13 protein-coding genes are annotated in these 12,785 nt (G+C 40.2%); all 13 read left to right on the top strand.

The genetic code is table 11. From position 1 onward, the window contains the following. Window positions 1-75 precede the first annotated feature (75 nt). The 13 genes from H7U01_RS08685 (at window position 76) to H7U01_RS08625 (ending at window position 12,682) form a co-directional block, all read left to right on the top strand. On the top strand, window positions 76-1,293 hold the full coding sequence (locus H7U01_RS08685) for a CapA family protein (protein WP_073950726.1): 1,218 nt from the start codon (window positions 76-78) through the stop codon (window positions 1,291-1,293). Between the two features lie 320 nt (window positions 1,294-1,613). After that, window positions 1,614-1,880, top strand: coding sequence for an ACT domain-containing protein (locus H7U01_RS08680; protein ID WP_002889695.1), 267 nt, complete (start codon window positions 1,614-1,616; stop codon window positions 1,878-1,880). 17 nt (window positions 1,881-1,897) lie between these two features. After that, window positions 1,898-3,235, top strand: coding sequence for a PFL family protein (locus tag H7U01_RS08675; RefSeq protein ID WP_201041455.1), 1,338 nt, complete (start codon window positions 1,898-1,900; stop codon window positions 3,233-3,235). 115 nt (window positions 3,236-3,350) lie between these two features. After that, window positions 3,351-4,055, top strand: a complete 705-nt coding sequence (locus tag H7U01_RS08670; RefSeq protein ID WP_155222672.1) for a histidine phosphatase family protein — start codon at window positions 3,351-3,353, stop codon at window positions 4,053-4,055. Beyond that, on the top strand, window positions 4,042-4,839 hold the full coding sequence (locus H7U01_RS08665) for a M15 family metallopeptidase (RefSeq protein ID WP_155222671.1): 798 nt from the start codon (window positions 4,042-4,044) through the stop codon (window positions 4,837-4,839). The genes H7U01_RS08670 and H7U01_RS08665 overlap by 14 nt, the downstream gene beginning before the upstream one ends. Then, entirely contained in the window at window positions 4,836-5,417 is a 582-nt protein-coding gene (locus tag H7U01_RS08660; RefSeq protein WP_201041454.1) for a glycoside hydrolase family 73 protein, read from the top strand. The genes H7U01_RS08665 and H7U01_RS08660 overlap by 4 nt, the downstream gene beginning before the upstream one ends. A 192-nt stretch (window positions 5,418-5,609) precedes the next feature. Continuing rightward, a complete protein-coding gene (gene hrcA, locus H7U01_RS08655) occupies window positions 5,610-6,644 on the top strand; it encodes a heat-inducible transcriptional repressor HrcA (protein WP_004182170.1) in 1,035 nt (344 codons plus the stop codon). Window positions 6,645-6,682: 38 nt separating this feature from the next. After that, entirely contained in the window at window positions 6,683-7,207 is a 525-nt protein-coding gene (gene grpE, locus H7U01_RS08650; RefSeq protein ID WP_155222670.1) for a nucleotide exchange factor GrpE, read from the top strand. A gap of 84 nt (window positions 7,208-7,291) precedes the next feature. Next, the gene (dnaK, locus tag H7U01_RS08645) at window positions 7,292-9,115 is read left to right on the top strand and encodes a molecular chaperone DnaK (protein WP_073950728.1); all 1,824 of its coding nucleotides are present in this window, start codon (window positions 7,292-7,294) and stop codon (window positions 9,113-9,115) included. Between the two features lie 364 nt (window positions 9,116-9,479). Further along, window positions 9,480-10,613, top strand: a complete 1,134-nt coding sequence (dnaJ, locus tag H7U01_RS08640) for a molecular chaperone DnaJ (RefSeq protein ID WP_002886399.1) — start codon at window positions 9,480-9,482, stop codon at window positions 10,611-10,613. Window positions 10,614-10,718: 105 nt separating this feature from the next. Further along, on the top strand, window positions 10,719-11,465 hold the full coding sequence (truA, locus tag H7U01_RS08635) for a tRNA pseudouridine(38-40) synthase TruA (protein WP_064524522.1): 747 nt from the start codon (window positions 10,719-10,721) through the stop codon (window positions 11,463-11,465). After that, a complete protein-coding gene (locus H7U01_RS08630; protein ID WP_064524524.1) occupies window positions 11,458-12,219 on the top strand; it encodes a bifunctional hydroxymethylpyrimidine kinase/phosphomethylpyrimidine kinase in 762 nt (253 codons plus the stop codon). The genes truA and H7U01_RS08630 overlap by 8 nt, the downstream gene beginning before the upstream one ends. Then, window positions 12,209-12,682, top strand: coding sequence for an ECF transporter S component (locus H7U01_RS08625; RefSeq protein ID WP_064524527.1), 474 nt, complete (start codon window positions 12,209-12,211; stop codon window positions 12,680-12,682). The genes H7U01_RS08630 and H7U01_RS08625 overlap by 11 nt, the downstream gene beginning before the upstream one ends. Window positions 12,683-12,785 lie beyond the last annotated feature (103 nt).

Raw genomic sequence — 12,785 nt, 5'->3', positions numbered from 1 at the left:
ACCGTTTATTAATCTTTTTTATCATCAATGGATAAGTTTTTTTGGTACACTAGAAGTATGAAAAAGGAGAGTATTATGAAACAGAGCCAGGCTAAAAAGCGTGACAATGCGATGACTAATAAGATTTTGATGGGGTTAATTGCTCTTGTCTTAGGTTTGCTTTTTCTTGAGATTTTAATTGTTCATAGTAAGAACGAACAGCAAAAGAATGCCTCGAACCAGATACAGACAGCACGTATCATGGCTAATGGGGACTTGCTCTATCATGACGGTCTCTATATGAGTGCCCTGCAGGCAGATGGTAGCTATGATTTCACGGAGAATTTTACTTATGTGAAGCCGTGGTTAAAGCAGGCTGATTTGGTTTTGGGTGATTTTGAGGGAACTATCAATCCTGACTATCCCTTGTCAGGTTATCCTCTGTTTAATGCTCCTCAATCAGTGACCGCAGCTATTAAGGATGCTGGCTATGATGTTATGGATTTGGCTCATAATCATATCTTGGATTCTGGTTTAGAGGGGGCTTTTACAACGGCTGATGCTTTTAAAGAGGTGGGCATTGATCCTGTTGGTGTTTATGAAAAGCCAGTTCGTGACAAGGCGCCACTCCTCATCAAGAATGTTAATGGTATCAAGGTTGCAATACTTTCCTATGCTTATGGTTACAATGGCCTAGAGTCGAACTTGACGGATAAAGAGGTTGCAGACCACTTATCGAATTTGGATGAAAAACGTATGAAAGCTGAGATTCAGCGTGCAGAAAAAGAAGCAGATATCACGGTTATCATGCCTCAGATGGGTGTTGAGTATCGTTTGGAACCGACAGATGAACAGGTTAAACTCTATCATAAGATGATTGATTGGGGTGCCGATATTATCTTTGGAGGTCATCCTCATGTGGTTGAGCCTTCAGAGGTGGTTAAAAAGGATGGGCAGCAAAAACTTATTATTTACTCAATGGGGAATTTTATCTCTAACCAGCGCATAGAGACTATGGATGGTGTGGATAGTGCAGAGTGGACAGAGAGAGGTGTCTTAATGGATGTGACCCTTGAGAAAAAGAATGGTCAAACCACGATTAAGACGGCTCAAGCACATCCGACTTGGGTTAACCGTACGCCTAAAGGAACAACTTCGCCAGAGGGGTATCCTTTGTATACTTACCAAACTTTTATTTTAGAGGATTTCATTAAAGGTGGTAAATATAGAAATAAACTAGATGAAGAGACCAAAGAACGTATCGATACTGCCTATAAAGAAATGAATGCCCATGTTAATTTAAAATGGAAATAAAGCTAAGATATCGCCTAAATTTGGCGGTATTTTTTGTTTATCGACAAGTTATCCACAGACTTATCCACAGGTGTGGATAAGTCTGTCAACTGTGTTGAATATTGATTTTTCAAGGTTTTAAAAGAAGGAAATTATTTAGGTTGTGAACAAGTTTATCCACAAGTAGTTAGGTCAAAGAGAGGATTTTTCATAAACGATAATGATTAAATGTTGCTGAAACATTCGTCTTTTTCAAGAAAAAAGAGGCAATTTTCATAAAAAATAGCATTTTTAATCAAAATATGCTAAAATTATACAAAATAAAATGATGGAGGCTTCTCATGAAAGCAATTATTACAGTTGTAGGTAAGGACAAAGCAGGTATTGTTGCGGGTGTTGCGACTAAGGTGGCAGAACTTGGCTTGAATATTGATGATATTTCTCAAACAGTCCTTGATGAATTCTTTACCATGATGGCGGTTGTATCATCGGAAGGCAAACAAGATTTTACACACCTACGTGCTGAATTGGAAGCCTTTGGTGAGTCATTGAACGTTAAAATCAACATCCAAAGTTCAGCGATTTTTGATGCGATGCACAACTTGTAAGATAGGAGTAGCTTAAAATGGATATTAAACAGGTCACAGAAACCATTGCCATGATTGAGGAACAGAATTTTGATGTTCGTACCATTACCATGGGAATCTCACTCCTAGACTGTATCGATTCAGATATCGATAAGGCAGCGGAAAAAGTATATAACAAGATTGTATCTAAGGCTAAGGATTTGGTAACTGTTGGCGACGAGATTGCGGCTGAACTTGGTATTCCGATTGTTAATAAACGTGTATCTGTTACTCCGATTTCAATCATCGGTGCGGCAACAGATGCTACAGACTATGTACCTTTTGCGAAGGCGCTTGACCGAGCAGCTAAGGAAATCGGCGTTAACTTTATTGGTGGTTTCTCTGCGCTCGTTCAAAAGGGGTACCAAAAAGGTGATGAGATTCTTATCAATTCTATTCCACGTGCGCTTGCTGATACTGATTTTGTCTGTTCGTCTGTCAACATTGGTTCAACAAAGACCGGTATTAACATGACAGCAGTACGTGACATGGGACGTATCATCAAAGAGGCTTCTCAGGCAGATCCAATGGGTCCAGGTAAATTGGTTGTCTTTGCCAATGCGGTTGAAGATAATCCATTTATGGCAGGTGCCTTCCACGGTGTTGGTGAGGCTGATGTTGTAATCAATGTTGGGGTTTCAGGTCCTGGTGTTGTGCAACGTGCAGTTGAGAAAGTTCCAGGCGAAAGTTTCGATGTTTTAGCTGAAACAGTTAAGAAGACTGCCTTCAAAATCACACGTGTTGGTCAGTTGGTTGGTCAAATGGCCAGTGAACGTCTTGGTGTCGAGTTCGGTATTGTAGATTTGTCTCTTGCACCAACACCAGCAGTTGGTGATTCAGTAGCCCGTGTCCTTGAAGCGATGGGTCTTGAAGTTGTTGGTACACATGGTACTACTGCAGCTCTAGCCCTTCTTAATGACCAAGTTAAAAAAGGTGGTATCATGGCATGTAATCAAGTTGGTGGTTTGTCAGGTGCCTTTATTCCAGTTTCTGAAGATGAGGGGATGATTGCGGCTGTTAAATCTGGTCATATCAACCTTGAAAAATTGGAAGCTATCACAGCCATCTGTTCTGTTGGTCTAGACATGATTGCTATTCCTGCTGATACGCCAGATACTACAATCGCGGCCATGATTGCTGATGAAGCGGCTATCGGTGTTATTAACCAGAAAACAACAGCTGTTCGTATTATTCCTTATGGTAAGGAAGGTGACATGCTGGAACTTGGAGGTCTTCTTGGGTATGCACCGGTAATGAAGGTAAACAAAGCTTCATCGGCTGACTTCATTGCGCGTGGTGGTCAAATCCCAGCTCCTGTTCACAGCTTTAAAAACTAAACGGATGATAAATGCTTTGCCAATTGGTAAGGCATTTTCTGATGGTCTCGCTGGCTAGATAGTCGAGGGGATTTGTGCTATAATGAATTCAAAAATGACGGAAAGAAGGGGCGCTATGAGTAAGGTTAGGTTATATATTGCGAGACATGGCAAAACGATGTTTAACACCATTGGTCGTGCACAAGGTTGGTCTGATAGCCCTTTGACCCCATTCGGTGAAGAAGGTATTCGTGAATTGGGGGTAGGTCTGAAAGCGGCAGGTATTCCTTTTAAAGCTGCATATTCTAGTGATTCAGGTCGAACGATTCAAACTATGGATATCATTTTGCGTGAGACGGGTTTAGAAACTATTCCCTATAAACGTGACAAACGTATTCGTGAGTGGTGTTTTGGTAGTTTAGATGGTGGCTATGATGGTGAACTTTTCTACGGTGTGCTACCGAGAACAGATGCTTTTCAAGGTAAGGATTTGCATGAGGTAACTTATCCTGAGCTTGCACAAGGTATCCTTGATGTGGATACAGCTGGTTGGGCAGAGCCTTGGGAAGTGCTCAGAAAACGTATTTTAGAGGGGTTCACAGCTATTGCAGAAAATCTTGAGAGGTCTGGTGGCGGTAATGCTATCGTCGTTAGTCACGGCATGACCATTGCAACCTTTGCTTGGTTAATTGATCCTTCTGTCGAGCATCCTTCATTGGACAATGGTTCGGTTACTGTTGTTGCTTATGAAAATGGTAAATTTACATTAGAAGCACTTGGCGATATGACTTATCGTCAGGTTGGGCGAGAGATAATAGAAAAAGAAAATGGTAAAAAATAACTATCCAAGTCGCCGTCAGGCGAAAAAGCAAACCAACTGGTTTTTGGTTATCAGTAGTGTCTTAATTGCAGTTCTTTTAGTTGCAGCAGGACTTTATTCAGTATTTGGTGTCAGCCATACAGTCCAACAAACCAATGGATCGTCAATAACAAAAAGTAGTAAACAAGCTACCGATGCGACTCAAAGCAAGGATACAAAGGGACTACCTGATGTATCGCCTAAAGACTGGCAATTGCTTTTGGTAAATCGAGATAATAAGTCTAAAGAACTTAACCCTGAGATTGCTGATGTCGATGGTGTTTCTGTAGATGCAAGAATTGCTAAGAACGTTAAGGAGTTTTTAGCAGCTGCTCAAGAAATTGATCCAAGTTATCACTTGATATCAGGTTATCGTAGTGTTGCTTATCAGACAGAACTTTATAACAGTTATGTTCAGCAGGAAATGGCTGCTGACCCAAGTTTGACGGAGTCTCAGGCGGAGAAAAAGGTTCAAACCTATTCACAACCACCAGGAGCGAGTGAACACCAGACAGGTCTTGCGATTGATATGAGTACTGTAGATAGCTTAAATGAAGCAGATCCAGATACAGTAGCTAAAGTCAAAGAATTGGCGCCGAAATATGGCTTTGTTCTTCGTTTTCCAGATGGTAAAGCATCGTCAACGGGTGTAGGCTACGAGGATTGGCATTTCCGCTATGTTGGTAAAGAGTCAGCAGAGTATATGACTGAACATAATCTTACTTTGGAGGAATATTTGGCATTATTAAAGGAGAAAGCTAAGTGAGACGACGTTTTAAACTAAAAGCCTTCATTACCTTAGTTGTTGTTTTTGCTTTAGGTATTCTCTTACCTTTGATTCTTCATGCCTCTACAGATGATAATGCGCGTGCGGTAAAGGTTGCTTACACACAGCAAGAATTTATTGAGACCTTAGCTCCAACAGCTCAAAAGATGTCTAAAAACTATGGTGTACCTGCGTCTATTCTCCTTAGTCAAGCTGCATATGAGTCAAATTATGGTAGCAGTCTTTTATCTGTTAAATATCACAACATCTACAGTCTCCCTGCTCAGTCAGGTCAAGAACGTATTCGTTTAAAGGATAGTATCTACAGTAAAGGGAAGTGGCAATACCAAAAGGTGGATTTTGCAGTTTTTAAGGATTGGTCAAGTTCTATGATGACTTATTTAGAAGGACTTCGCCAAGGAACATGGGGCGAGTCGACCTATAAAGAGGTGGCAGGAACGACTAGTTATAAAGTTGCGGCAGAAAAACTACAAGCTGCGGGTTTTAGCAGTGATCCGGATTATGCCAAACACCTCATATCTATTATTGAGACCTATCATTTGTCAAAATATGATTGATAAGATTAGAGTGCCTCTGAGGTGCTCTTTTTTTGCTTTTCTAGGTCTTAAGATGTATTTTTAGCACTCTTATAAAAAGAGTGCTAATTTTTTGGTTTTTTGGGTTGACATGTTCAAGTTTAGGTGTATAATAGAATCATAAGTTAGCAGTCGATGTGTTAGAGTGCTAATAAATAGAAATGAGGTGACATCGTGATTACGCAAAGGCAAAACACTATTTTGAATTTGATAGTTGAGATGTTCACTCGTACACATGAACCGGTTGGTTCTAAAGCATTACAAGAATCAATTGATTCGAGTTCAGCGACTATTCGTAATGACATGGCCAAGCTAGAAAAAATGGGCTATCTTGAAAAAGCTCATACTTCTAGTGGGCGTATGCCAAGCCGAGCAGGTTTCCAGTATTTTGTCGCTAATTCTTTGAATCTTGATACGATTGATGAACAAGATGTTTATCAAGTGGTTAAAGCTTTTGACTTTGAAGCTTTTAAACTTGAAGATATCTTGGATGCAGCGGCAAAGCTGCTGGCAGAAATGACAGGATGCACAGCAGTGATTCAAGATGTGGAACCGACACGACAACGTCTGACTGGATTTGACATTGTTCATCTATCCAATCACGACGCTTTAGCGGTTCTTACTCTAGATGAATCTAAGCCTGTGACAGTTCAGTTTGCTATTCCAAAAAATTTCTTGTCTAGTGATTTGGAAATTCTTCATAAGCTTGTTCAAGAACGTTTTTTGGGAAACACTGTCTTAGATATCCATTACCGATTGAGAACTGAGATTCCTCAGATTGTGCAAAAGTATTTCAAGATAACAGATAATGTTTTAGATTTGTTTGATTATATCTTTTCACAACTTTTTAAGGAATTGATTTTCATCGAAGGTAAGGTTGCATCACTGACCTATGCCGACTTAAAAACCTATCAATTTTTGGACAATCCACAACATGTGGCACTAGAGCTTCGATCAGCTATCTCCGATGATGAAGTGACCAAGATTTCGGTTGCAGAATCAACTGAAGAAGCGCTTGAAAATGTCACAGTTATGAGTCATAAATTCCTGATTCCTTATCGTGGGATGGCGCTCATGCATGTGATTGGCCCAGTTGAAATGGATTATCGTCGCATGGTTAGTTTGGTCAATGTTATTAGTAGAGTTTTGGTTATGAAGTTGACGGATTATTACCGTTACCTCAATAGTAACCATTATGAAGTTAGCTAAGATATAACATTTAAAAAGTATAGAAAGAGGTGTATGCCTTGACTGAAGATATTAAAAAAGAAGAAGTGAAAGAAGAGGAAGCTACTGAGACAACCGAAGAAGTTGCAGAGGAAGTAAGCGAACCTTCTGAGCTTGAAGAAGCACAAGTGCGTGCCGAAGAATTTGAAAATAAATACCTTCGTGCCCATGCAGAAATGCAAAATATTCAGCGACGTGCCAATGAAGAACGTCAACAATTGCAAAAGTATCGTAGCCAAGATTTGGCAAAAGCGATTTTGCCATCACTTGATAACCTTGAACGTGCTCTTGCCGTTGAGGGCTTGACTGATGATGTCAAAAAAGGCTTGGAAATGGTGCAAGAAAGTTTAGTACATGCTCTTAAAGAGGAAGGGATTGAAGAAATCCAAGCAGATGGTGATTTTGATCACAACTTCCACATGGCTATTCAAACAATGCCTGCAGATGATGAACATCCAGCAGATACGATTGCACAAGTTTTCCAAAAAGGGTATAAACTCCACGAACGCGTCTTACGCCCAGCTATGGTAGTTGTATATAATTAATTGAAAACTTGTCCGAAATGACAGAAAACTATGAATGAAAGATAAAAAAGCAAAATAGAAATTAAGTAAAAAGGGGAAAAACATATGTCTAAAATCATTGGTATTGACTTAGGTACAACAAACTCAGCAGTAGCAGTTCTTGAAGGAACTGAATCAAAAATTATCGCAAACCCAGAAGGTAACCGCACAACTCCATCTGTTGTGTCATTCAAAAATGGTGAAATCATCGTTGGTGACGCTGCAAAACGTCAAGCAGTAACAAACCCAGATACCATCATCTCTATCAAATCTAAGATGGGTACTTCTGAAAAAGTTTCTGCAAACGGTAAAGAATACACACCGCAAGAGATTTCAGCTATGATTCTTCAATATTTGAAAGGTTATGCTGAAGATTACCTTGGTGAAAAAGTAACCAAAGCTGTTATTACAGTTCCTGCTTACTTCAACGATGCTCAACGTCAAGCAACTAAAGACGCTGGTAAAATTGCTGGTCTTGAAGTAGAACGTATCGTCAACGAACCAACAGCAGCAGCCCTTGCTTATGGTTTGGATAAGACTGATAAAGAAGAAAAAATCTTGGTATTCGACCTTGGTGGTGGTACATTCGACGTATCTATCCTTGAATTGGGTGATGGTGTCTTTGATGTATTGGCAACTGCAGGGGATAACAAACTCGGTGGTGATGACTTTGACCAAAAAATCATCGACCATATGGTTGAAGAATTCAAGAAAGAAAATGGTATCGACTTGTCAACAGACAAGATGGCTCTTCAACGTTTGAAAGATGCAGCTGAAAAAGCTAAGAAAGACCTTTCTGGTGTCACTTCAACACAAATCAGCTTGCCATTCATCACTGCTGGTGAGGCTGGACCTCTTCACTTGGAAATGACATTGACTCGTGCGAAATTCGATGATTTGACTCGTGACCTTGTAGAACGTACGAAAACTCCAGTTCGTCAAGCCCTTTCAGATGCAGGTTTGAGCTTGTCAGATATTGATGAAGTTATCCTTGTCGGTGGTTCAACTCGTATCCCTGCCGTTGTAGAAGCTGTTAAAGCTGAAACTGGTAAAGAACCAAACAAATCAGTTAACCCTGATGAAGTAGTTGCCATGGGTGCTGCTATCCAAGGTGGTGTAATCACTGGTGACGTTAAAGATGTTGTCCTTCTTGACGTAACTCCATTGTCACTTGGTATCGAAACAATGGGTGGAGTCTTCACAAAACTCATCGACCGCAACACTACAATTCCAACATCTAAGTCACAAGTCTTCTCAACTGCAGCAGACAACCAACCAGCCGTTGATATCCACGTTCTTCAAGGGGAACGCCCAATGGCAGCAGATAACAAGACTCTTGGACGTTTCCAATTGACTGATATCCCAGCTGCACCTCGTGGTATCCCACAAATCGAAGTTACTTTCGATATTGATAAGAACGGTATCGTATCTGTTAAAGCTAAAGACCTTGGAACTCAAAAAGAACAAACAATTGTCATCCAATCTAACTCTGGTTTGACAGATGAAGAAATTGAAAAGATGATGAAAGATGCTGAAGCAAATGCTGAAGCAGATGCAAAACGTAAAGAAGAAGTAGACCTTCGTAACGAAGTTGACCAAGCTATCTTTGCCACTGAAAAAACAATCAAAGAAACAGAAGGTAAAGGCTTCGATACAGAACGTGATGCTGCTCAATCAGCTCTTGATGACCTTAAGAAAGCTCAAGAATCAGGCAATCTTGATGACATGAAGGCTAAATTGGAAGCTCTTAACGAAAAAGCTCAAGCTCTTGCAGTTAAACTTTACGAACAAGCTGCAGCAGCACAACAAGCTCAAGCAGGAGCAGAAGGTGCACAAACAGAAGATAACTCAGGCGACGATGTCGTAGACGGAGAGTTTACTGAAAAATAAGATGCAAAGCCCGTTAAAACCTCACAGTGAAAATAGGAAATCCGACCCAGAAACTTTAGTTTCTAGGAAGATTTCTCTTTTTCACCAAGAGGTTAGGGCGTGCTCAATTCTGACTAATTAGTAAATGATAGTAAGAAATCCAGAGGTTGCAAACCAGCCTCTGTTTTTCGCTAAAATAAGTGAAGTGAATATAAGATATATTTGTGCTTCGTATCGTAACAAATAGAATAGAAAGGAACAGAGAGAGTTCGAGAAATTGAACACGAGCGGAAAGCTTGGAAATTAGATAAACCTCCTAAGAAATCAGGATTTCTTGTCGGTTTCCTAAATTTCAGTCGCTTTCTGTTCGCTCTTAGTATCTTGTATGAACAATACCGAATATTACGATCGTCTTGGGGTATCTAAGGATGCCTCTCAAGATGAAATTAAACGTGCCTATCGTAAGATGTCTAAGAAATACCACCCAGACATTAATAAAGAACCAGGTGCGGAAGAAAAATATAAAGAGGTCCAAGAGGCATACGAAACTCTAAGTGACGACCAAAAACGTGCAGCCTATGACCAATACGGACCAGATGGTGCGAATGGTTTTGGTGGCCAAGGAGGCTTTGGTGGTTTTGATGGTGGTGCAGGCTTTGGAGGCTTTGAGGATATTTTCTCTAGCTTCTTTGGTGGTGGTGCTACTCGTAACCCAAATGCTCCACGTCAAGGTGATGACCTTCAGTACCGTGTCAACTTAAGCTTTGAAGAGGCGATTTTTGGTGCAGAAAAAGAAGTTCACTACAACCGTGAAGCGACATGTAAGACATGTTCAGGATCTGGTGCAAAACCTGGAACAAGCCCTGTAACTTGTGGTCGCTGTCATGGTCAAGGGGTTATCAATGTCGATACGCAAACACCACTTGGTATGATGCGTCGTCAAGTAACCTGTGATGTTTGTCATGGAACAGGTCAAGAAATTAAAGAGCCATGTCAAACTTGTCATGGAACAGGACATGAAAAACAAAGCCATAAAGTATCTGTCAAGATTCCAGCAGGTGTTGAAACAGGTCAACAAATCCGTCTTGCTGGTCAAGGTGAAGCTGGTTTCAATGGTGGACCTTATGGAGATCTCTTTGTAATCATCAATGTTAATCCAAGCGATAAATTTACGCGTGATGGATCAACGATTTACTATACACTTAATATTTCCTTTGTCCAAGCAGCTCTTGGTGACACTGTCGAAGTACCAACGGTTCACGGAAATGTTGAGATGACCATCCCAGCAGGAACTCAAACAGGCAAAACTTTCCGTCTAAAAGGAAAGGGTGCTCCACGTCTTCGTGGAGGTTCACAAGGAGACCAACACGTTACAGTTAAGATTGTAACTCCTACGAAGCTAAATGATGCTCAAAAAGAAGCTCTCCTTGCATTCGCCAAAGCAAGTGGTGATGAAAAAATCGCACCACAGAAAAAAGGTTTCTTCAATAAAGTAAAGGATGCCTTAGAAGATTTATAAAGGAAGGACGCTTAATGCGTCTTTTTCTTTACGCCAAAAACTGTATGGGGTCAGTTGGCGATTGACCTACTTTTTATCCTTAAAAAAATCTGATATGATAATTCTATGGTTAGATACAAAGCGACAATTTCCTATGATGGTACACTTTTCTCAGGTTTTCAAAGACAACCAAATGCACGTTCCATTCAAGAAGAACTTGAAAAGACTCTCTTACGGTTAAATAGCGGTACACCTGTCACCGTTCATGGAGCGGGTCGTACAGATGCAGGTGTTCATGCCTATGGACAAGTTATCCACTTCGATTTGCCTCAGGAGCGGGATCCAGAGAAGTTACGTTTTGGTTTAGATACGCAATGTCCAGATGATATTGATGTTGTTAGTATCGAACTTGTATCGGAGGAATTCCATGCGCGATACAACAAGCACAGTAAAACTTATGAGTTCCTAGTAGATGCAGGGCGACCTAAGAACCCCATGATGCGTAATTATGCGACCCACTATCCCTACCCTCTAAGTTTAGCACCTATGCAGGAGGCTGCTAAGGGTTTGGTCGGTACACATGATTTTACAGGCTTCACAGCTTCAGGAACTTCTGTAGAAAATAAAGTACGCACAATTACCCAGGCTAGTGTATCTATCGATGAGAAAACTGGATTTTATATCTTTACTTTTTCTGGTAATGGTTTTCTCTATAAGCAAGTTAGAAATATGGTTGGCACCTTGTTGAAGATTGGCAATGGTCGCATGCCTGTTTCGCAAGTTAAGACAGTGTTAGAAAGTCGTGACCGTAATCTTGCAGGACCAACGACAGCTGGTAATGGTTTGTATTTAAAGGAGATACGATATGAGTAATGAGTTGATTTTAGCGATTTCAGGGAATGATATTTTTAGTGGTGGCGGACTTCATGCAGATTTAGCGACATTTACCACAAATAAACAGCATGGATTTGTGGCTCTTACCTGTCTAACAGCTATGACTGAGAATGGTTTTGAGGTCATTCCGGTTGATACTAATGTTTTTAAACAACAACTTGATTCACTAAAAGATGTCCCCTTCTCAGCAATTAAAATTGGTTTGTTGCCTAACGTTGAGATCGCAGAATTAACGTTGGATTTTGTTAAAAATCATTCTGATATTCCAATTGTCTTGGATCCCGTTTTAGTATGTAAGGAGACTCATGACGTTGAAGTTTCTCAACTACGTGATGAATTGGTTAAAATTTTCCCTTATATCACGGTTATCACTCCGAACTTACCTGAAGTCGAACTGCTTATAGATAGAAAGGTCAAGACTCTTGATGATATGAAGCATGCGGCTAGCTATCTCAATGAATTAGGAGCTAAGACTGTCGTTGTCAAAGGTGGAAACCGCTTGGATGGTAATAAAGCGATAGATGTCTTTTATGATGGAGCAGATTACAAATTGTTTGAGGAAGTTGTGTTGGATAAAAACAATACCGGTGCAGGATGTACATTTGCTTCAAGTATAGCTAGTGAATTAGTTAAAGGATGTTCAGAAACTGAAGCTGTGGCAAATGCTAAAGCCTTTGTTTATGAATCAATTAAACAATCAAATGAATTTGGAGTAGTTCAATATGCAAAATAAGAAAACAAAAGAGCTAACATTATTAGCGATCTTAACAGCTTTATCAGTGACCTTTGGATTCGTAGCTAAAATTCCAACTCCAACAGGGCTTTTAACTTTGGTAGATGCAGGAATCTACTTCACAGCCTTTTATCTTGGGAAGAAAGAGGGGGCAATTGTGGGCGGATTGTCTGCTTTTCTGATAGATTTGCTATCATCTGCTCCGCAATGGATGTTTATCAGTTTGTTAATCCATGGTGCACAAGGTTATTTTGCTGGCTTTAAAGGGAACTATCGTATCCTAGGTCTTCTGATTGCAGCAGTTGTGATGGTGGGTGGTTATGCACTTGCTTCAGTATTTATGTATGGAACAGGAGCTTCAATCGCAGAAGTGATTCCTAATTTCTGCCAGAATGCTTTTGGTGTAGTTGTTGGATGGGTATTGTATCAAGGATTCAAAAAAGTTCAGTCTAAAAAAGGTTAATAACATTACTAAACCCTATTGACAAGAACTAAATTGGGTGTTAAGATATAAAAGTTGTCTTAACAGACTTGCCACAAACTTGAAAAGGTTCCAAAACTTTAAA

The sequence above is a fragment of the Streptococcus sp. 21.1 genome (assembly GCF_016648635.1).
Lineage (GTDB): Bacteria > Bacillota > Bacilli > Lactobacillales > Streptococcaceae > Streptococcus.
The sequence above is the reverse complement of the archived record's forward strand: the minus strand, read 5'-3'. Positions and strand labels throughout refer to the sequence as shown.